The sequence below is a fragment of the Rhizobium sp. BK049 genome (assembly GCF_014193135.1).
Lineage (GTDB): Bacteria > Pseudomonadota > Alphaproteobacteria > Rhizobiales > Rhizobiaceae > Rhizobium.
In genome coordinates this window covers 306252-326227 of record NZ_JACHYV010000001.1, presented here as the reverse complement: position 1 = coordinate 326227, position 19976 = coordinate 306252, and the positions used below count along the sequence as shown (strand labels likewise).

General features: G+C 61.1%; 18 protein-coding genes. 11 read left to right on the top strand and 7 right to left on the bottom strand.

What is annotated here, in order from left to right:
* Positions 1-18 precede the first annotated feature (18 nt).
* The 3 genes from FHT70_RS01530 (at position 19) to FHT70_RS01520 (ending at position 4607) form a co-directional block, all read left to right on the top strand.
* On the top strand, positions 19-1947 hold the full coding sequence (locus FHT70_RS01530) for a diguanylate cyclase (protein WP_183698437.1): 1929 nt from the start codon (positions 19-21) through the stop codon (positions 1945-1947).
* Between the two features lie 93 nt (positions 1948-2040).
* Entirely contained in the window at positions 2041-4335 is a 2295-nt protein-coding gene (locus tag FHT70_RS01525; RefSeq protein WP_183698436.1) for an FdhF/YdeP family oxidoreductase, read from the top strand.
* The gene (locus FHT70_RS01520) at positions 4332-4607 is read left to right on the top strand and encodes a hypothetical protein (protein WP_097601205.1); all 276 of its coding nucleotides are present in this window, start codon (positions 4332-4334) and stop codon (positions 4605-4607) included. Before FHT70_RS01525 ends, FHT70_RS01520 begins: the two co-directional genes overlap by 4 nt.
* Before the next feature lie 55 nt (positions 4608-4662).
* On the opposite strand, the gene FHT70_RS01515 is transcribed toward FHT70_RS01520, so the two are convergent.
* From FHT70_RS01515 to FHT70_RS01485, 7 genes are all read right to left on the bottom strand, one after another.
* Positions 4663-5661, bottom strand: coding sequence for an AraC family transcriptional regulator (locus FHT70_RS01515; protein ID WP_183698435.1), 999 nt, complete (start codon positions 5659-5661; stop codon positions 4663-4665).
* A 114-nt stretch (positions 5662-5775) separates the two neighbouring features.
* A complete protein-coding gene (locus FHT70_RS01510; RefSeq protein WP_183698434.1) occupies positions 5776-5982 on the bottom strand; it encodes a hypothetical protein in 207 nt (68 codons plus the stop codon).
* Between the two features lie 1203 nt (positions 5983-7185).
* Complete coding sequence (locus FHT70_RS01505; RefSeq protein ID WP_085781790.1) at positions 7186-8265, bottom strand: glycine betaine/L-proline ABC transporter ATP-binding protein; 1080 nt, start codon at positions 8263-8265, stop codon at positions 7186-7188.
* Complete coding sequence (locus FHT70_RS01500; RefSeq protein WP_097601207.1) at positions 8258-9145, bottom strand: proline/glycine betaine ABC transporter permease; 888 nt, start codon at positions 9143-9145, stop codon at positions 8258-8260. Before FHT70_RS01500 ends, FHT70_RS01505 begins: the two co-directional genes overlap by 8 nt.
* 94 nt (positions 9146-9239) lie before the next feature.
* Positions 9240-10241, bottom strand: a complete 1002-nt coding sequence (locus FHT70_RS01495) for an ABC transporter substrate-binding protein (RefSeq protein ID WP_085781788.1) — start codon at positions 10239-10241, stop codon at positions 9240-9242.
* A gap of 68 nt (positions 10242-10309) precedes the next feature.
* A complete protein-coding gene (locus FHT70_RS01490; RefSeq protein ID WP_183698433.1) occupies positions 10310-11104 on the bottom strand; it encodes a pyrroline-5-carboxylate reductase dimerization domain-containing protein in 795 nt (264 codons plus the stop codon).
* Positions 11105-11114: 10 nt separating this feature from the next.
* Complete coding sequence (locus FHT70_RS01485) at positions 11115-11744, bottom strand: TetR/AcrR family transcriptional regulator (protein WP_085781786.1); 630 nt, start codon at positions 11742-11744, stop codon at positions 11115-11117.
* Between the two features lie 146 nt (positions 11745-11890).
* On the opposite strand from FHT70_RS01485, the gene FHT70_RS01480 reads away from it, so the two are divergent.
* The 8 genes from FHT70_RS01480 to gfa all read left to right on the top strand — a co-directional run bounded on the left by FHT70_RS01480 (position 11891) and on the right by gfa (position 19809).
* Positions 11891-13927, top strand: a complete 2037-nt coding sequence (locus FHT70_RS01480; protein WP_183698432.1) for an NADH:flavin oxidoreductase — start codon at positions 11891-11893, stop codon at positions 13925-13927.
* Between the two features lie 42 nt (positions 13928-13969).
* Positions 13970-14575 (top strand): dimethylsulfoniopropionate lyase, encoded by a 606-nt coding sequence (locus tag FHT70_RS01475; RefSeq protein WP_085781784.1) that lies wholly within the window; start codon positions 13970-13972, stop codon positions 14573-14575.
* 134 nt (positions 14576-14709) lie between these two features.
* On the top strand, positions 14710-15459 hold the full coding sequence (locus FHT70_RS01470) for an electron transfer flavoprotein subunit beta/FixA family protein (protein ID WP_183698431.1): 750 nt from the start codon (positions 14710-14712) through the stop codon (positions 15457-15459).
* 25 nt (positions 15460-15484) lie between these two features.
* Positions 15485-16414 (top strand): electron transfer flavoprotein subunit alpha/FixB family protein, encoded by a 930-nt coding sequence (locus tag FHT70_RS01465; protein WP_183698430.1) that lies wholly within the window; start codon positions 15485-15487, stop codon positions 16412-16414.
* 15 nt (positions 16415-16429) lie between these two features.
* Complete coding sequence (locus FHT70_RS01460; protein WP_085781782.1) at positions 16430-17122, top strand: dimethylsulfonioproprionate lyase family protein; 693 nt, start codon at positions 16430-16432, stop codon at positions 17120-17122.
* A gap of 92 nt (positions 17123-17214) precedes the next feature.
* Positions 17215-18342 carry an S-(hydroxymethyl)glutathione dehydrogenase/class III alcohol dehydrogenase gene (locus tag FHT70_RS01455; protein WP_085778259.1) on the top strand — a complete coding sequence of 376 codons (1128 nt, stop codon included), beginning with the start codon at positions 17215-17217 and terminating at the stop codon, positions 18340-18342.
* Positions 18343-18344: 2 nt separating this feature from the next.
* The gene (fghA, locus tag FHT70_RS01450) at positions 18345-19181 is read left to right on the top strand and encodes an S-formylglutathione hydrolase (protein ID WP_183698429.1); all 837 of its coding nucleotides are present in this window, start codon (positions 18345-18347) and stop codon (positions 19179-19181) included.
* Between the two features lie 55 nt (positions 19182-19236).
* Positions 19237-19809, top strand: a complete 573-nt coding sequence (gfa, locus tag FHT70_RS01445) for an S-(hydroxymethyl)glutathione synthase (RefSeq protein ID WP_183698428.1) — start codon at positions 19237-19239, stop codon at positions 19807-19809.
* Positions 19810-19976: the final 167 nt, after the last annotated feature.

The following is a 19976-nucleotide window of genomic DNA, read 5'->3' as shown; positions in this document are numbered from 1 at the left end:
CCAAACCACTATTGTCGTATGACAGGGTTGTTACATGGTTTGGAAGGTGGACCCAACGCGGTGAATGGCATCTGGACGCAATTTGGTGGCAACCTATCCTTCGTGTCTCTGGCGATGTCGCTCTGGGCGCTCTTTTCGATCCAGTTTCAGCGCCGTTCCTTCAGGCAGGAGAAGATCGCCTTCGGGATAATAGCTGGCGGCGCCTCCATCGGATCCATACTGCTTGCGATCGAATTCCATCCTGGCATCTATATCGACCTGCGTTTTTCGCCGCTTGCATTGGCCGGTATGTTCGGGGGGCCGATTGCGGCGGCTTTTGCTGCGTCGCTGGCGATCGTCTTTCGCTTTGCTGTCGGCGGCACGGCGATGGTCGACGGGATTATCACAATTGCATTCGCAACCGGCATCGGCGTGGCCGGCCATTTCTGGACCCGCAAGAGATCTCCTGGCTTCACGGATGTTGTTCTGCTGGGCCTTGCCCTTGGCGCGATACTGGTTGCAGCGATGGCCCTGCTTCCCACTCTCGTGACCGCCCATGTTCTGGCCGGAGTGGGCTTTCCCCTGACGGCCCTGAATTGTCTGGCGACCGTGATCGGTGGCTTTGTGCTCCTGAAGACGCAGCAATGGGAACTCGAACGAAGCATCCTGGTCACGGCATTTTCGCAATCGCCGGACTATCTCTACGTGAAGGACCGAAACAGCCGGTTCATTACCGTCAATGAAAACATGACGCGCCTCTTCCGTTTCAGAACGACTGCGGAGATGACCGGATTGTCGGATTTCAATCTGATGTCGCAGCCGCTCGCTGAGGAATTGTATCATCTCGAGCAGCAGGTGATGGAGACAGGGACGCCGCTGATCGACTCCAACGAGCGGATCGAAGGCCGCTTCCTGCTTGCTTCCAAGGTGCCGGTGCGGGACAAGCAGGGACGGATCATCGGTCTTGCGGGCGTAACGCGTGACGTAACGGAGCGCACAGCGCTGGAGCGGGAGCTGCGCGAAAGCAAGAAGCTGCTGTCGCATGCGATGGCGAACATGTCGGACGGCATCGCCATGTATGACAGCAAAGGCTTTCTCCTCTTTTGCAACGATCAATACCGTGACGCCTTTCCGCTCTCCGGGGCTGCCCGTGTCGTTGGCGCGCATATCAGCGACATCCTGCGCCGCGTCGTCGAAACCGGCGAGCGGCCCGCTATCGCAGAGGGTAATGCGGAAGAGTGGATCAAGACCGCAGCCGCTTCCCTGCACAGCAATAAGGATGAGGAAATTCAGCTTCACAACGGTGATTGGCGCAGCATCCGCACAAGGATTGCCGGAGATGGCACGGCGATGGCCGTCGTCTCGGACATCACGGCGACGAAACAGGCGGAGATCGCGCTGAGGCTGTCGGCGGAGCAATTGAAGAATCTTGCCGAGACCGACGGGCTCACCGGTATTGTCAATCGCCGCGCTTTCGACGAGGCCTTCGCACGTGAGACGGCGGGCAGCGCCAGGAAAAATACGCCATTCAGCCTGCTGATGGTCGATATCGACCGCTTCAAAGCCTATAACGATACCTATGGCCATCCCGCCGGCGACCAATGCCTGCGCGTCGTCAGCAAGTGTCTGCGCCAGTCCGTCAGTCGGCCGGCGGACATCGTCGCGCGCTATGGCGGAGAGGAATTCGCCGTGTTTCTTCCCGACACCAGCGCCAAGGGAGCGATGATCGTCGCCGAACAATTCGCGCGTCGCCTAGCCCAGGAGAATATCATTCATTCCGGCAGCGAATTCGGGCGGGTCACCGCCAGCATCGGCATATCCTGCGCCACAGGCGCGACCCTGCGGACCAGCCCGAACCGGCTTTTGGCAGAGGCCGACGCCGCGCTCTATGAGGCCAAGACGCAAGGTCGCAACCGTATTCTGGCGCATTCCCGCGAGAACGGGCATGCACTGAAGGAAACCGGTTAGAAGCACGCGCTTCAGCTCTCTCGATAGGTTTCTTCTATCGAGTCATCATTCGTACGCCCTTGATGTTTAGCGCCCTTCATCAATACAGGGCGCATGGACACAAAATTCATTGGGAAGAAATCGGCGGCAGCCGGCGGCTGGGGCGCTCTGAAAAGCTGCGGCAAACAATTGCTGCAAAGCGGCATGCCGGTCTCGGGGGCGCGGACGATGCTGAAGGCGAACCAGCCGGACGGCTTCGATTGCCCGGGCTGCGCCTGGGGCGATCCGGAACACGGATCGTCGTTCGAATTCTGTGAGAACGGCGTTAAGGCTGTCGCATGGGAGGCCACGGAAAAGCGGGCGACACCCGCCTTCTTCGCGGCGAGCACGGTCTCTGAGCTTCGCCGGCTGTCGGATTACGAACTGGAACTCAACGGCCGCCTCACGCATCCGATGCGTTACGATGCTGCGAGCGACCGTTACCTGCCGGTGGCGTGGGAGGATGCTTTTGCCGAGGTCGGCAGCATTCTGAAGGGCCTCGATAATCCTAATAGGGCGGAGTTCTATACGTCCGGCCGCGCCAGCAACGAGGCTGCCTTCCTCTATCAGTTGTTCGTGCGCATCTACGGCACCAACAATTTTCCCGATTGCTCCAACATGTGTCACGAGGCAAGCGGAATCGCCTTGAACCAGGCGGTCGGCGTCGGCAAGGGCACCGTGCTTCTGGAGGACTTCGAGGAGGCGGATGCGATCTTCGTGATCGGCCAGAACCCCGGCACCAACCACCCCCGAATGCTCGGCGACCTGCGCCGGGCGGCGATGCGCGGCGCGCGGATCGTCGTCTTCAATCCGGTCCGCGAGCGCGGGCTGGAGCGTTTCTCCGATCCGCAGGACAAGATCGAGATGCTGCGCGGCGGCTCGACCGACATTGCCAGCCTTTATCTGCAGCCGCAGCTCGGTGGCGATATGGCCGCGGTGCGTGGAATGGCAAAGGCGGTGCTGGCCGCGGAAGACGCTGCGATTGCCGCCGGTCTGCCGCCGGTTCTCGATCATGCGTTCCTGGCCGACCATTGCGCCGGTTTTGCGCAATACCGGGCCGCGGTCGAGGCGACGGCCTGGGCAGATATCGAGGACCAGTCAGGACTGAGCCGCGAGGAGATCGAACGGGCGGCCGAGGTCTATATCAGGGCTGAGCGGGTCATCTGCACCTGGGCGATGGGTGTGACCCAGCATCTGCATTCGGTGGCGACGATCCGCGAGATCGCCAACTTCATGTTCCTGCGCGGCAATATCGGCAAGCCGGGCGCCGGCCTCTGCCCGGTTCGCGGCCATTCCAATGTGCAGGGCGACCGCACCGTCGGCATCAACGAAAAGCCGTCGGACGATTTCCTCGATGCGCTGGAGAAACATTTCGGCTTTGCCGTCCCCCGCAACCATGGCCACAATGTCCTTGCCGCAATCGGGGCGATGCTTGATGGCTCGGCCGAAGCTTTCATCGGCCTTGGCGGCAATTTCGCCCGCGCCACGCCCGACAGCGCGCTGGTCGAAAAGGCGCTGCGGCGGCTGAAACTGACGGTGCACATCGCCACCAAGCCGAACCATTCGCATCTGATGCCCGGCGAGGCGTCCTTCATTCTGCCCTGCCTCGGCCGCACCGAGATGGACCTGAACGCTGCCGGCAGTGGCCAGCTCGTCAGTGTCGAAGATTCGATGAGCATGGTGCATGGATCCGCCGGCATCAACCGGCCGGCCTCGCCGCATCTCCTCTCGGAAGTCGCCATCATTGCCGGTATTGCGCAGGCGACGGTCGGCTCCTCCGTGGTCGACTGGGCGGAACTCGCCAACGACTACGACCGCATCCGCGACCATATCGCGGCGACCATTCCCGGCTTTGAAAACTACAATGCCCGCCTGCGCAAGCCGCGCGGTTTCCATCTGCGCAACTCGGCCGCCCATCGGGAGTGGCAGACGCCGGCAGGCAGGGCATCATTTTCTTGCCCGGCGCTTCCAGAGGAGACCGTGCATCAGCGTGCGCGAAGAGGCGAGGGGCGTTTCGCTCTGCAGACGTTCCGGTCGCACGACCAATACAATACGACTGTCTACGGTCTCGATGACCGATATCGCGGTGTCTACGGAGAGCGGCAGGTCATCTTCATTCATCCGGCGGATCTGAAGGCGATGAATGCCGAGGCCGGTGACCGTGTCGACGTGATCGGCGAGCACGATGACGGTATCGAGCGTATCGCGCGGGATTTCCGCTTCGTGCCCTATGATATTCCGCGGGGCAGCATTGCCGGCTATTACCCTGAACTGAACGTGCTCGTGCCGCTTGGCAGCGCCGGCGAGGAAAGCGATACGCCGACCTCGAAATCGATCATGGTTTCCTTGCGCAAGCGAGACGCCGCGTGAGCAACGAGGCTATCGGCGCCGACCGTTTTCTTGCCCTTGTCGCTGCGGCGCAGGATAGGGACCTCCGACTGACCTCCTTGCAGGCCGGTCTGCTCGTCGCTGCCGAGCTCGGGATCGCGTCCGACAGCCGCTCCTTTGCGCGCATGCTGGGGATCGCGCATGCCCTTGTGTTGCGGGACCTCAGCGCGCTGGCGGAGCGTGATGATATGCTTCAAGTCGTCAATCGGGATCCGAGGACAATGCGAGTGCACTACCGATTGGCTAAGCCCTAAAAACCGAAAGCGCAAAGAGCGAAGCTGAAAGATTGCGGTGCGCTTCAGCTGCAAGTTACCGGCGGCTCATGCGCTTTCTCGTTTCGGACGGGTATTCGCCATAGGTCGCCTTGTAGACCGCAGAAAAGCGGCCGAAATGAAAGAATCCCCATTTGAGGCAGGTGGCCTTCATCGTCTCCGTGCACTCGGGATCGATTAGATCCTGCCGTGCGGCGCGCAGACGAAGCGTCAGCAGATAAGCGGCGGGGGATGTTCCCTTGAATGCGCGAAAACCGGTTTCGAGGGCTCTGCAGGAGACGCCGGCCGCTTCCGCCACCTTTGGCATGGTGATCGGCTGATCGATATTGGCCTGCATGAACTCGATCGCTCTGCGCACATGCCTCGGAGCGATAAGGGCGGCGCCTTTGTCAAGGAAATGCGACAGCCGGTGTGGCACCATGCGCACGACGAGATCGGCGAGCGCCTGGGTCATGTGAGCCATAGCGATCGGCGACTGCAGCAGGGGACCGTCGTCGCGCATCCCTGAAATGATCGTTTCGGTGAGGTTGCCGATCGTCCGTCCGGCCGGCGTCGACAGATCCAGTTCGGGCAGAAGGTCGAGCGAGCCGCTGAACGGTATTTCGAACGTCTGGCCGATCGTCTGGAGGATGACGGGCCAGTTGATCAGCAGTTCGTCGATGACATTGCCTTGCCCGTGCATGAGAACGCTGTCGGGTTCAAAATTATTGTAGAGAAGCAGCTTGCCTTGCCCGGCCTCGGCCTTGCGCGTCCCATAGGTGACTCCCATGCCGCCACGGCGCGGCACGACGAGCGACAGATACTCCGCCGTGCTGACAGTCGGCTCGATGTTGAATTGGAACTCCGCCTCATGATAGCCCGTCAGCAGGACGGCGCTCTCGGCCACTGAAAAATCCAATCCCCAATGAAAGTCCTTGGCGCGGCCGACAGGCTCGGCATCAAACGCGCCGAAAGCGCCGCCGAGGGTTTCCACCATATTGTCGAAAGACGAACCGTGGAATCGGAAGGAGAATGGCTGGGCGCTGTTTTCCGTCATGCTCTCCTCCTTATTTCATCTGACGTCGCGCATAACGCGACACCTCGGCCACTTGGATCAGAATGAAGTACGTCCCTCTTTTTGTTCGCACGTCGCCGAGCGTCATCTTTCTCCTCACCCTTGCCAGGGCATGACGGACGAGGTTTGGCTGTATATTAGCGGATAAGAAGCCAGAGCGCAGTAAGCGGCAGCCAGGCGGGCAAGTTTCAACGTGATCCAGGTGTCGGTATTGCTGGCCGGGGCAAGCCGATCCAGGCAGAGCTCGCGCGTGGCGGGCGTCGGCAACGCAGACCTTTTAAATGTTTTATCGATAATTCCCATCTGTCGGATTTTCCTGGCCAGTCGGCAGGAACTGACAGAACCGGCTGCACTTGGCAAGGCCTTGGAACTGCTGCTTTGATGGTGATCCCGTGATGAAACGATTAGCCAGCGTGCGCATAGGGCACATTCAAGGCGCCATCCAAGAGTCGCCTGCCGAAGGTTCTGAAGTGGACCGCTCGAGATAGCCTTCGGCAGGCTGACAGGCAGTTGGCATACGCACGGGATGGAGTGCGTATGGATGTAATCCCCGTCCATCATATGGGGTGATCGATGGAGCGGTGGCTTTCAGACCGTAGACCATCATGGCCCCGGTCGGGCTTAGTTTAGTGTTCCCTGGCGATGGAGCAATTGGCGCGCGCCGATATTGTCGGTCAATCGGCTTTTCGTGACGCAGTCTGGACTGGTCCTGCGCAATATGTACAGGTTGACGCTTTCCGCGCCGCTTTTCGGGGCCGGGAATCAGATCTCCAGGTCCGACTCGCCGGCCCTTGGCGAAGCGCAGCGCAGCCGCCGATCTCGACGGCGTCGATACCTAACGAGCGCAATTCCTCGCCCCGCGCGCTGGCCGCCGCGTTGGTCGTGGCGAGCACCAGCTGTCGCCCTCCTCAAAGGTGCGTTCGCCGGTATTGAGATCCAGAAACTGACGCCATTTGGTGCCACTCCATGCTGAGCCATTTGAAGCCCAGCCTCTTCAGGGTCTGGCGCAGCGGTACGTCGGCGGTCGTGCGCTGAGAGTATTGTCGCCGAATGCCCGTCTTCGGCAGGTTTCCAGGCGGTTCCGCAGCCGCACCAGCCGCCGTCTTCGTCCAGCAGGAGGACTTGCCGGCCGGCCTTGCCTGTCGCGCCATGACCGGCCTCGTGATTGCCCTTTTCGATGCCGGGTAGCGTCTCAACGGATGGCAGGCCTTTCTTTGGAGGCCGGTTTCGGGAGAATATGAGCCTGTCGCCAGGATCGCGCATCGGCGCCGACGGTCTCGATATTCGATAGGAGTTGAACCTGACGTCGACTCCGAGCTTTGTCAGTTGCCGCTCGTACTAGCCGATGAGGTCGAGGATCTGCCCCTGGCGAGGCTGCATCCCGGCAAGCAGGAAATTGCCGCCAAGCCGGTTCGATGCTTCACGCTAGGATGACCCTGTGGCCTCGCCGGGCGACCGCCGAGCGCTAATCTCGCCGGCCAGCCGGGAGAGGCCGCCTGCGGAGGTTCAGAGCGCGACCGAAAGGGTGTTATCGTGTCGGGAGGCCACCTCCTGCGAATTCACCATTGCGCCAGCGAGCTGGCGGAAGGTGACAAGGCCCAGTGTTTCCCCCGAAGGCGAAACCACCCTGGCATCATCGTCCGGTGTCGAAGCCAGCATTCGGAGGGCCTCTTCCACCGTCGTGCCCGATGCGATCGTCAAACCGCCCGGCGCCACCACGGTGTGCAGAGGTGTCATAACGGCCTCGACATGGATGACCCGGCCTCGGTTGACCTCCTTGACGAAGTTGGCGATGTAGTCGTCCGCAGGGCGCAGCACGATATCTTGGCTGGTGCCCTGCTGGATAACCTCGCCGTCGCGCAGGATCGCGATCTGGTCGCCCAGGCGCAAAGCCTCGTCGAGATCGTGGGTGATGAAGACGATGGTCTTCTTGATCTCTTTCTGAATATCGAGAAGGACCGTCTGCATATCCGTGCGGATCAAGGGGTCGAGAGCCGAATAGGCCTCGTCCATCAAGAGAACCGGGGCATCGTTGGAGAGCGCCCGCGCCAGGCCGACGCGCTGCTGCATGCCGCCGGAAAGCTGGTTGGGGTATTTTTGTTCGAAGCCCTTCAGGCCGACGCGCTCGATCCAGCGCATAGCGACATCAACGGCTTTCGCGCGCTCCATACCCTGCACTTCGAGACCGAAAATGGTGTTGTCGAGGACGTTGCGGTGCGGCAGAAGCGCAAACTTCTGGAACACCATGGCGGTCTGCTGCCGCCGGAACGTCCGCAATTCGGTCTCGTTCATCTTCACGACATCGATGCCGTCGACCAGCACTTCGCCCGATGTCGGATCGATCAGCCGGTTGATGTGCCGGATGAGCGTCGATTTGCCCGATCCGGAAAGGCCCATGATGACCTGGATTCGGCCGGAGGGAATCTCGACATTGATATCCCTGAGCCCCAGCACGTGCCCATGTTTTGCGTTTAGCTCGGCTTTCGTCAGGCCCTTCTGCACCGCTTCGACATAAGCCGTGGGATTGGGGCCGAAGATCTTGTAGAGATTGCGGATTTTGATGCCGCCGAAACGATGCTCAGCCATGGACGGTCTCCCGATGCTTCTGGAGCCTTTTGCCATATGCCTGGCTGACCCGGTCGAAGATGATTGCGATGCCGACGATGGCAAGGCCGTTGAAAATGCCCAGCGTGAAGTATTGGTTGGCGATCGCCTTCAGCACCGGCTGGCCGAGGCCCTGAACGCCGATCATGGAAGCGATGACCACCATGGCGAGCGCCATCATGATCGTCTGGTTGATGCCGGCCATGATGGTGGGAAGCGCCAGCGGCAGCTGCACCTTGAAGAGCTTCTGCGACCTGGAGGTGCCGAAGGCATCTGCGGCCTCGAGCACGTCCTTGTCAACGAGCCGGATGCCGAGATCGGTCAGGCGGATCATCGGCGGGATGGCGTAGATGACAACGGCGATCAGGCCCGGCACCTTGCCGATACCCAAGAGCATGACGACGGGGATGAGGTAGACGAAGCTCGGCATGGTCTGCATGACGTCGAGGATCGGATTGACGACGCGCTGCAGCCGGTCGGAACGGGCCATCAGGATGCCGATCGGGATACCGATGGCGATGGAAAGAACCGTGCAGACGAAGATCATCGAGACCGTCCGCATCGTGTCGTCCCACATGTCGAAGTAGCCGATCAGCATCAGCGTCACCAGACAGCCGAGGACGATCTTCAAGCTGCGGCTCGCAAACCAGGCAATGACGAGGATGATCAGGGTAATGATCGGCCACGGCGTTTGCGTCATGAAGCGCTCGGCAGCGATGAGGAAATGCTGCAGCGGGACGAAGAGGCTTTCGATGCCGTCGCCGTAGCTGCGGGTAAATCCGCGAAAGCCGTCATCGATCGCTTTCTTCAGATTGCGAAGCGCGTCATCGTTCATGTGTGGGAATTTATAAAACCATTCCATCTCGTTCCCCTTTCGTCAAAGTGCCGCGGCAGTCTTTTTGATTTTGTCGGCGCGTGAGAAGCGGTGCGCTTTCGCGCACCGCAATTTTTTTTGCTTAGAGAGCAGCTTCGATCTTCTTGGCTGCCTCGGGCGAGACCCACTTGGTCCAGATGTCCTTGTTTTCTTCCAGGAAGTGTTTGGCGCCGTCTTCGCCGGTTGCCTGGTTGTCGGTCATCCAGGCCATCAGCTTGTTGACCGTATCGTTGCTCCATGAACGCTTCTTCAGGTAGTCCATGACCTCGGGGCCGACCTTTTCAGAGAAAGGCTTGGCAACGAGAGTCACGACGTGATCGACCGGCCATGCCGCCGGCTTCGGATCGGGGCAGTCGGCAACCGTGATGCAGCGCTTCCACTCGGCAGCATTCTCCGGCACACCGGCTTCGAGCTTGACCATCTGATACTTGCCGAGCAGCGCGGTCGGCGCCCAGTAATAGCCGACCCAGCCTTCCTTGCGCTCGTAAGCCTTGGCGATCGAACCGTCGAGACCGGCGGCAGAGCCGGTGTCGACAAGGGTGAAGCCCGCCTTTTCGGCATCAAACGCCTTGTAGAGCTGCGAGGTGACGACCGTGCCGCCCCAGCCCTGCGGGCCGTTGACGATGGCGCCCTTCTTCGGATCTTCGGGATCTGGGAAGAGTTCCGGATGCTTCAGCGCATCGCCGATCGTTTTGATATCGGGATGGGCGTCGGCGAGATATTTCGGAATCCACCAGCCCTGTACGCCGCCGTCCGGCAGCGGCGAGCCGACCTGAACGATGCGGCCTTCTTCCGTGCCCTTCTTGACGACGTCAGGAAGCAGGTCGATCCATGCTTCGGGCGCAATATCGGGCTGTCCCTTTTCGGCCATGGAGGTGATCGTCGGGACGGTGTCGCCAACGGTGATGTCGGCGCTGCAGCCGTAACCTTCGTTCAGGATGAACTTGTCCAGGTTGGAGAGAACTTCGGCGCTCTGCCAGTTCATGCTGGCGATGGTGACGCTGCCGCATTCGGCGGCGCCGGCGAAGGACGCGCCGCCGATCAGGCCGAACGTCAAGCATGTCGATGCAAGTAGTTTCTTCATTCTCGTTCCCTCTATTTAGCGGCTGATCTGGCCAGGCGGGGTGCCGCAGTACCCGCCCTCAACGGTCGTCAGGAAACAGCTCCCATACCCACCGATTTCTTGAATGCTGCCGATAGGCCTTCCCCCACCGCAGCGTCGAACCCGGCGGCGCGCATGCCTTCTATGGCTGCCGCGGTGGTGCCGCGATAGTCGAGAAAGGTTTGGACGATGTCGTCGGGACATTCGTTGCGGCGCTCCAGCAGCCGGCCGGCGCCTGATATCACCGCATTGACGGCGCGGCGCGCAACCTCGGCAGGCAGGCCGCGGATGACGGCGTCGCGCATCATGGCGGCGGCGAGCAGTGCCGGGAATGCCGGCCCGGAGCCGGAAAGGCCCGTGAGATAATCGATGTCGCTTTCCCTTGCGACCTCGTCCTCAGATCCGCAGGTTTCGAAGATTGCGCGGACGACGTCCCGATCATCTCTCGTGATGTCGTTCGCGCCGATCCAGGGGGTATAGGATTTCCCCACTTCGGCAGCGGCATTCGGCAGGGCGCGGACGACGCGGCCTGTCTTGTGGCGCTCCGCAAGGGCGTCCAGGCGAATGCCGGCCATGACCGAAATCACCAGCTTGTCGGAAGCATCGAGGGCGAGCGGATGCCAGTCGTCCGGGCGGATGGAGAGAAGGATCACATCCGAGCGGTCGGCAAGTTCCTGACTGTCGGTGGTCCAGAAAGAATCCGGGAAACGGTCGGGCTGCCGGCTGCGATAGGAGAGGCAGAGATTTCGAGGATCGACCAGGCCGGAATCGACGATCGCGCTGGCGATGGCTCCACCCAGCCAGCCGCCACCGCCAACAATACCAATCCTCAAGGAAACGCTCATCTCGGTTTCCTCAGCCGGGCCTATAGCCATGCCGCGCGAAGAAGCGGTCGAGCTCCCTCTGCAGCGGCACTTCGCCCGTGTAGATCGCAATATATTCGGGAATCCGTTTCATGCGGACGGCGAGTTCCTCCTTCGACTGCATGGAAATGTACCCGATCTGAACGAGGTAAGTTGTCCGCGCTCTGACATCCGATGTCGTTTCTGGTAACCCGAACCGTATAAACATGCGTTTGAGCGCCTCCAGCCGGATCTGATCCGCCTGCTGGACCTCGGCCAGAAGTTCGTCCGACTGCAAGGCCCAACTGCGCACGGCAAACTCGAATTTGGCGTCGAAGAGGTCGGTGTTCAGCCAGCAATCGAAAACGTTGAGCATCGCTTCTGCGAGCGACTCCGCATAGGCTTCGGACTGCTTGACGATATTGCCGGTGTTTTTCTCGCGCCACCGCGCCACGAGCGCGCTCAAGAGTTCCTCCCGATCCTTGAAGAACCAGTAGAAGCTCGTTCGCGAGAGATTGAGTTTCTTTGCGAGCGGGAGAATTTTCACCGAATCCACGCCGGATTCCAGCAATGACTGGTAAGCTGCCTCCAGCCATCCCTCCTGCGATCCGCGCCAGCCGGTGTCGTTCAAAGCCTGGTCCATGCATTACCTCCTATCAACTTCCGGGGCTTGGCACAAGAAAAATGTACATTAGTGTCGAAATTAATGACCTTCATGTTTTCAATGTTGACACATATGTACATTACCCTTAGCGTTTGCTTCGATGTTTTAATCCGGAACCACGGTCCATGTCGAACGATCCCCTACTTCAACCCTATCGGCTCAAGCATCTGACGCTGCGCAACCGCATCATCGTAACCTCGCACGAGCCGGCCTATCCCGAGGACGGCATGCCGAAGGAAAGGTATCGGGCCTATACGGTAGAGCGGGCAAAGGGCGGGGTGGCCTTGACGATGACGGCAGGCTCCGCCGCGGTTTCAAGGGACAGTCCGCCCGTCTTCAACAACTTGCTCGCCTATAAGGACGAGATCGTCCCCTGGATCAGGGAAATGACTGACGCCGTGCACGAAGAGGGGGCGGCGATCATGATCCAGCTCACCCATCTCGGCCGGCGCACGCGCTGGGACAAGGGAGACTGGCTGCCGGTCGTCGCCCCGTCGCATCATCGCGAGGCTTCGCATCGCGCCTTTCCGAAGAAGCTGGAAGATTGGGACATCGAGCGCATCATCAAGGATTTCGCCGATGCGGCCGAACGGATGAAAGCCGGGGGTATGGATGGAATCGAGCTGGAGGCCTACGGCCACCTGATTGACCAGTTCGCGTCTCCGCTCACCAACGAACTTGACGGCCCCTATGGGGGTGCGCTCGAGAACCGCATGCGCTTCTGTTTCGACGTGTTCAGGGCGATCCGCGAGAGGGTCGGGAACGAATTCATCCTCGGCGTGCGCTATACGGCGGACGAATGTCTGCCCGGCGGCAACGGGCAGGCCGAAGGCATAGAGATTTCCAAGCGGCTGCGCGACAGCGGGCTTATCGACTATCTGAACGTCATTCGCGGCCACATCGACACCGATCCGGGTTTGACCGACGTCATCCCGATCCAGGGCATGGCGAACTCGCCGCACCTGGATTTTGCCGGTGAAATCCGCGCCGCGACCAACTTCCCGACCTTCCATGCGGCGAAGATTCCCGACGTCGCCACGGCGCGTCATGCGATTGCAGCCGGCAAAGTCGACATGGTCGGCATGACCCGCGCCCACATGACCGACCCGCATATCGTCCGCAAGATCATCGAGAAGCGGGAAGAGGATATCCGCCCCTGCGTCGGCGCCAATTATTGTCTCGATCGCATCTATCAGGGCGGGGCGGCCTACTGCATCCACAATGCCGCCACGGGCCGCGAACTGACGATGCCGCATATCGCGGCAAAGGCCGAGGTCAGAAAAAAGGTCGTCATCGTCGGCGCCGGCCCGGCCGGGCTCGAGGCGGCGCGCGTCGCGGGAGAGCGCGGCCACCAAGTGACCGTTTTCGAAGCGGGGAACAATCCAGGCGGTCAGATCCGCCTCACCGCCCAAAGCGAACGCCGCCGGGAAATGATCAGCATTATCGACTGGCGCATGAGCCAGTGTGAGAAATACGGCGTCACCTTCCACTTCAACACCTGGGCGGAAGCCGACACGATCGAGGCCGAAAATCCTGATATCGTCATCATCGCCACTGGCGGCCTGCCCCATACAGAGGTGCTCACCAGCGGCAACGAACTGGTGGTCTCGTCTTGGGACATCATCTCCGGCGATGTGAAACCCGGTTCGAACGTGCTTGTTTTCGACGACGCTGGCGACCATGCCGGTCTCCAGGCGGCGGAGTTCCTCGCCAAATCAGGTGCCAAGGTCGAGATCATGACGCCGGACCGGTCCTTCGCGCCGGAGGTCATGGCCATGAACCTGGTGCCCTATATGCGTTCGCTCCAAAAGTACGACGTGACCTTCACCGTTACCTATCGGCTGGAGGCCGTCGAGAAGAGCGGTAATCAGCTCGTCGCCCATATCGGTAGCGACTACGGCGGAATTGCCCGGCAGCACAGCTACGACCAGATCGTCGTAAATCACGGGACCATCCCGCTCGACGAACTCTATTTCGAGCTGAAGCCCAAGTCGAAAAATCTGGGCGAGGTCTCGCACGATCAGCTTCTCCAGGGGCAACCGCAATCGGTCATCCGTAATCCCGAGGGCAAGTTCCAGCTGTTCCGGATCGGCGACGCTGTCGCTGCCCGTAACACGCATGCCGCTGTCTATGACGGTCTGCGCATCGCGAAGGATATATGATTGTCAGAGCGGCCGCCTGCCGGCCGATCCGGAGGGGATGATATGAGTTTGCGCAACGAAAGCCTCCAGCATTTTCTGGAAGCCGCTTCGGTCGCTTTCGACCAGTTCGCCGAGGCTCCAGAAGCCCGCCGCTCGATCGGGCAGTTCTTCGCGGCGCTGGAGCGCCCGGGGACTGCCCGCGCGGGAGAGGGAAGCCGGTTGCCGGTCTGCGCTCATCTCGATATGGCGCTCGCAGTCGATACGTCCTATGCTTCGCTGGCGCGATTGATCGAGGGGTTCAAAGGCATCGAGCCAATGCTTGAATGGCATCGCCGCACAAAGTATGACCACACCACGGCCAGCGACAATTTCGTTGATGGGCATGCCAATGCCATGATCGTCGGGCCGGGTGGATTGGAGGAGCGAAGTGACCTGTGGTTCGGTGTGACATTGATGGCGCCTCACGTGCGCTATCCCGATCACGACCATGCGCCGGAGGAGGTCTATCTCGTGCTGTCCAAGGGAGAGTTCCAGCAGGGGGAGGGGAACTGGTTTTCGCCTGGTATCGGCGGATCGTTCTATAATATTCCCGGGATCAAACACGCCATGAGGTCGGTGGAGACGCCGCTCTTCGCCTTCTGGGCGTTGCTTGCCGAGCGGTCGCATTGACGGCCGGCTGTCTACAGCATGTCGCGCAAAGCTGTGCGGCAATTGTGACAACGGCTTACGTAAAAACAAAGAGTTAAAGCGCAGAGAAAGCGAATCTGAAAGATAGCGACGCGCTTTGGATATAGGGGTTTGCCATGAAGATTCTCGTGCCCGTCAAGCGGGTTGTCGACTACAACGTGAAGATCCGGGTGAAGCCGGATGGCACGGGTGTCGAGCTTGCCAATGTGAAGATGTCGATGAACCCGTTCGACGAGATCTCGGTGGAAGAGGCGCTGAGATTGAAGGAAGCCGGCAAGGCGGAAGAAGTGGTGGTGGTGTCGATCGGCCCGGCCAAGGCCGAGGAAACGCTGCGCACGGCGCTCGCCATGGGCGCCGACCGGGCGATCCTAGTCGAGACCGACGACGCCGTCGAGCCGCTCGCCGTCGCCAAGATCCTTAAGGGGGTCGCCAATGCCGAGCAGCCTAGCCTTATCATCGTCGGCAAACAGGCGATCGACGACGATTCGAACCAGACCGGCCAGATGCTGGCGGCATTGCTGGGCTCGGCCCAGGCGACCTTTGCCTCGAAGATCGAGATCGGTGACGGTAAGGCTCAGGTCACCCGCGAGGTCGATGGCGGCCTGCAGACGATCGAGATCAAGCTGCCGGCGGTCATCACCACCGACCTCAGACTGAACGAGCCGCGTTACGCCTCGCTGCCGAACATCATGAAGGCGAAGAAGAAGCCGCTCGACAAGAAGAGCCCTGCCGACTTCGGCGTCGACACGACGCCGCGGCTGAAGGTGCTGAAGACCGAGGAGCCGTCCGGCCGCAAGGCCGGCGTCAAGGTCAAGTCGGTCGCCGAACTCGTCGACAAGCTGAAGAACGAAGCCGGCGTGCTGTAATCGGGCTGGAACAGGAGCAACTATCATGACCATTCTTCTTCTGGCCGACCATGACGGCAATCACCTTTCCGACCAGACCGCCAAGGCGCTGACGGCGGCAAGCCAGATCGGCTCCGACGTGCATGTGCTGGCTGCCGGCAAGGCTGCCAGGGCTGCGGCCGATCAGGCGGCAAAACTCTCCGGCGTCTCCAAGGTGCTGCTCGCCGAAAGCGACGCGCTTGCCAACAATCTCGCCGAACCGCTGGCCGAGCTGATCGTTTCGCTCGCCGGCTCCTATGACACGATCGTCTCGGCCGCCACCTCGGTCGGCAAGACGGTGCTGCCGCGGGTGGCAGCCCTGCTCGATGTCGCCCAGGTCTCGGAGATCATCGAAGTCGTCTCCGCCGACACCTTCAAGCGGCCGATCTATGCCGGCAACGCCATTCAGACGGTGCAATCAAGCGACGCCAAGAAGGTGATCACCGTGCGCACCGCTTCCTTTGCCTCGGCAGCGGAAGGCGGCTCGGCAACGGTCGAGGCGATCCCGGCCGTCTCCGATCCGGGCCTGTCGCGTTTCGTCTCCGATGCCCTGTCGGCGTCGGAACGTCCGGAACTGACCTCGGCCAAGGTCATCATCTCGGGCGGCCGCGCGCTCGGCTCGTCCGAGAAGTTCAGGCAAGTCATCCTGCCGGTTGCCGACAAGCTCGGTGCTGCCGTCGGCGCCAGCCGTGCTGCCGTCGATGCCGGTTATGCCCCGAACGACTGGCAGGTCGGCCAGACCGGCAAGGTGGTGGCGCCCGATCTCTATATCGCCTGCGGCATCTCCGGCGCCATCCAGCATCTGGCCGGCATGAAGGATTCGAAGGTGATCGTCGCCATCAACAAGGACGAGGAGGCGCCGATCTTCCAGGTTGCCGACTACGGCCTCGTCGCCGATCTGTTCGACGCCCTGCCGGAATTGGAAAAGGCGCTCTGAGCGAGGAGACCGAACGTGGCGCGCGCGGTGGGACGTCCAATCAGACCTGGTGCCGACCTTCTCCTGAACGATGAGGAAAAGCCGGCCTATATCAGGCTGCACGACATCGGCAGGGAAAGGCGTCCTCGGCCGCTGCAGGAATTCCTCAACGATATCGGCGGACTGATGCTGTCGGCTGAGGCTCCCGCCGTTGCCAGTTTCGTTGCCGGCAAGGTGCTGCAGAGGCTGCTCAAGACAGGCAAGGTGCGGCCGGAGGGCGACCCTCTTCCCGGCGTGCCAGGAGGGCTGGACGACGCCATCGGCCATCTGGCAAAATCCGGACGAAAATATGAGGCGATCGCCGGCCAGTTCAAAAGTCTCGCCGACAAACTGCTGTGGAGACGTGGCCGGACCGGCCCCTTTGCCAGCCTGAACTTCGGCAACACCCACTCCCACGCCGTCCTGATCGGTCCGGGCGGCCTGGAGGAGCGGGCCGATCTCCGGGTGGGCGTGATCTATATGGATCGCTACACGCGCTTTCCCGATCATGTTCAGACGCAACCGCGTGCTTTCATTCTGCTTTCGCCGGGCGAAATCTGCCTCGACGATTCCCAATGGTTTTCCGCCGCGACCGGAACAGTTTTCGCGAATGATGCGGGGCAATCTTTTGCGATAAGATGTACGGCCCAGCCGCTTCTCGCGGTCTGGTGTCAGGTCGAGCCGGGATAACGAAGATGAGGCGGAAGCAGATCGTTTCGACGTCTAGGTCGTAGCTCTGCATATCTCGCTATCGAAATTGATTTAATAGAAAGGATTATCAAATGGACGTTCGCGCCGCCGTAGCCGTTCAGGCTGGAAAACCGCTTGAAGTGATGACCGTGCAGCTGGAGGGGCCGAAGGCCGGCGAAGTTCTGGTGGAGGTCAAGGCGACGGGCATCTGCCACACCGACGATTTCACCCTGTCGGGCGCCGATCCGGAAGGCCTGTTCCCCGCCATCCTCGGCCATGAGGGCGCCGGCATCGTCGTCGATGTCGGCCCGGGCGTGACCTCGGTCAAGAAGGGCGACCATGTCATTCCGCTTTACACGCCGGAATGCCGCGAGTGTTATTCCTGCACATCGCGCAAAACCAATCTCTGCACCGCCATCCGCGCCACCCAGGGCCAGGGCGTGATGCCTGACGGCACCTCGCGCTTCTCGATCGGCAAGGACAAGATCCATCACTATATGGGCTGCTCGACCTTCGCCAATTACACGGTGCTGCCGGAGATCGCGCTCGCCAAGATCAACCCCGACGCGCCCTTCGACAAGGTCTGCTACATCGGCTGCGGCGTCACCACAGGCATCGGCGCCGTCATCAACACGGCCAAGGTCGAGGTCGGATCGACGGCGATCGTCTTCGGGCTCGGCGGCATTGGCCTGAACGTCATTCAGGGCCTGCGGCTTGCCGGCGCCGACATGATCATCGGCGTCGATATCAACCCGGATCGCAAGGCCTGGGGCGAGAAGTTCGGCATGACGCATTTCGTCAATCCGAAGGAGGTCGGCGACGACATCGTGCCCTATCTGGTCAACATGACCAAGCGGGGCGGCGACCTGATCGGCGGCGCCGACTACACCTTCGACTGCACCGGCAACACCAAGGTCATGCGCCAGGCGCTGGAAGCTTCGCATCGCGGCTGGGGCAAATCGGTCATCATCGGCGTGGCCGGCGCCGGCCAGGAAATCTCGACACGGCCGTTCCAGCTGGTGACCGGCCGCAACTGGATGGGCACTGCCTTCGGCGGCGCGCGCGGCCGCACCGACGTGCCGAAGATCGTCGACTGGTACATGCAGGGAAAGATCCAGATCGATCCGATGATCACCCACACCATGCCGCTCGAAGACATCAACAAGGGCTTCGACCTGATGCACAGGGGTGAAAGCATCCGCGGCGTGGTGGTCTACTAAGAATGAAAACGATCGCGACTGATAAGTCTTACGGCGGCACTCAGGGCGTCTACGTGGAACGCTCCGAGACCTGCGATTGCGACATGACCTTCGCGGTGTTCGTGCCGCCGCAGGCTGCCGCCGGCAAGCTGCCGGTTCTATGGTATCTGTCCGGCCTGACATGCACGCATGCCAACGTCATGGACAAGGGCGAGTATCGGCGGCTTGCCGCCGAACTCGGTCTGGTCATCGTCTGCCCGGATACCAGCCCCCGCGGGGACCACGTTCCCGATGAGGCCGACAACTGGCAGTTCGGCAAGGGTGCGGGCTTTTATGTCGACGCCACCGAGCCGCCCTATTCGGCCAATTACCGCATGTACAGCTATATCGTCGACGAGCTGCCGCGGCTCCTTGCTGCGGAGTTTCCGGTCGACATGGATCGCCAGGGGATATTCGGTCACTCGATGGGTGGACATGGCGCGATCACGATCGCGCTCAAGAACCCGGATCGCTTCCGCAGCTGTTCGGCCTTCGCACCGATCAGCCATCCCTCGGTTTCCGGCTGGTCGAAGCCGGCCTTCCGGAAATATCTCGGGGCCGACGAGGCGACCTGGCGGGCCTATGACGCCTGCTCGCTGATCGAGGACGGTCATCGTTTCCCCGAACTGTTCGTCGACCAGGGAACGGCGGATAGCTTCCTGGAGGATGGATTGCGCCCCGACGAGCTGAGACAAGCCTGCGAGGCGGCTGATATCAACCTCAAGCTTCGCATGCAGGAAGGCTACGGCCATTCCTACTTCTTCATTTCGACATTCATGGAGGACCATCTGCGCTGGCACGCGCAGAGGCTGGGAAAATAATTGCATAGCTCGGCCGGGCATAACGCAAACGGCCAGGGAGGGAAGGAGAGAAGCAATGACCAGCATAGCCATACATCCGGCAGTGGATTCAGGCTTTCGAGCGACTGACGCTGCTTTCGCAGGCGGAACGCTTGTGTGCAATTGCGCGAGCAATCCCGTCAAGGTGAGGGTCAAGGGTGACATCGCCCACAACCACGTCTGCGGCTGCACCAAGTGCTGGAAGCCGAAAGGCGCCGTCTTCTCGGTCGTGGCGGTGGCGCCGACCGAAAGCGTCGAGGTGCTGGAAAACGGCGACAAGCTCGCAGTTGTCGATTCCACCGCCCTGATTCAGCGGCACGCCTGCAGGGAGTGCGGGGTGCATATGTACGGACCGGTCGAGCGCGAACATCCCTTCCAGGGGTTGTCCTTCGTCCACCCGGAGCGCTTCCAGGAGGGCGGCTGGGCAAAGCCGACTTTCGCAGCCTTCGTGTCGTCGATCATCGAAAGCGGCTTCGATCCTTCGAAGATGGACGCGGTCAGGGCGCAGCTGAAGGCGTCGGGGCTCGAGCCTTATGATTGCCTTTCGCCTGGCCTGATGGACTATATCGCCACCTGGACCGCCAAAAAGAGCGGCGTCCTGGCCGCCTAATTCTTCGGGGGGCGCCGAACAGGCGCTCCCCGAATGCAGCCGCCATCCGCATGTCGTAACCTCCGGCGATGACCGGCGTCTTGAGGTCCTGTAATCGACCTCGGCTTGAGCCAGTCCAGCCCACCTGCCACGACAACCCATGAGAAGAACTCCGCGAAGGCTGCCGC

Bases quoted from the DNA above. Each gene is read 5' to 3' on its own strand.
- FHT70_RS01530 (WP_183698437.1), top strand. From the start codon at position 19: ATGACAGGGTTGTTACATGGTTTGGAAGGTGGACCCAACGCGGTGAAT.
- FHT70_RS01525 (WP_183698436.1), top strand. From the start codon at position 2,041: ATGGACACAAAATTCATTGGGAAGAAATCGGCGGCAGCCGGCGGCTGG.
- FHT70_RS01515 (WP_183698435.1), bottom strand. From the start codon at position 5,661: ATGACGGAAAACAGCGCCCAGCCATTCTCCTTCCGATTCCACGGTTCG.
- FHT70_RS01510 (WP_183698434.1), bottom strand. From the start codon at position 5,982: ATGGGAATTATCGATAAAACATTTAAAAGGTCTGCGTTGCCGACGCCC.
- FHT70_RS01505 (WP_085781790.1), bottom strand. From the start codon at position 8,265: ATGGCTGAGCATCGTTTCGGCGGCATCAAAATCCGCAATCTCTACAAG.
- FHT70_RS01500 (WP_097601207.1), bottom strand. From the start codon at position 9,145: ATGGAATGGTTTTATAAATTCCCACACATGAACGATGACGCGCTTCGC.
- FHT70_RS01495 (WP_085781788.1), bottom strand. From the start codon at position 10,241: ATGAAGAAACTACTTGCATCGACATGCTTGACGTTCGGCCTGATCGGC.
- FHT70_RS01490 (WP_183698433.1), bottom strand. From the start codon at position 11,104: ATGAGCGTTTCCTTGAGGATTGGTATTGTTGGCGGTGGCGGCTGGCTG.
- FHT70_RS01485 (WP_085781786.1), bottom strand. From the start codon at position 11,744: ATGGACCAGGCTTTGAACGACACCGGCTGGCGCGGATCGCAGGAGGGA.
- FHT70_RS01480 (WP_183698432.1), top strand. From the start codon at position 11,891: ATGTCGAACGATCCCCTACTTCAACCCTATCGGCTCAAGCATCTGACG.
- FHT70_RS01475 (WP_085781784.1), top strand. From the start codon at position 13,970: ATGAGTTTGCGCAACGAAAGCCTCCAGCATTTTCTGGAAGCCGCTTCG.
- FHT70_RS01470 (WP_183698431.1), top strand. From the start codon at position 14,710: ATGAAGATTCTCGTGCCCGTCAAGCGGGTTGTCGACTACAACGTGAAG.
- FHT70_RS01465 (WP_183698430.1), top strand. From the start codon at position 15,485: ATGACCATTCTTCTTCTGGCCGACCATGACGGCAATCACCTTTCCGAC.
- FHT70_RS01455 (WP_085778259.1), top strand. From the start codon at position 17,215: ATGGACGTTCGCGCCGCCGTAGCCGTTCAGGCTGGAAAACCGCTTGAA.
- fghA (WP_183698429.1), top strand. From the start codon at position 18,345: ATGAAAACGATCGCGACTGATAAGTCTTACGGCGGCACTCAGGGCGTC.
- gfa (WP_183698428.1), top strand. From the start codon at position 19,237: ATGACCAGCATAGCCATACATCCGGCAGTGGATTCAGGCTTTCGAGCG.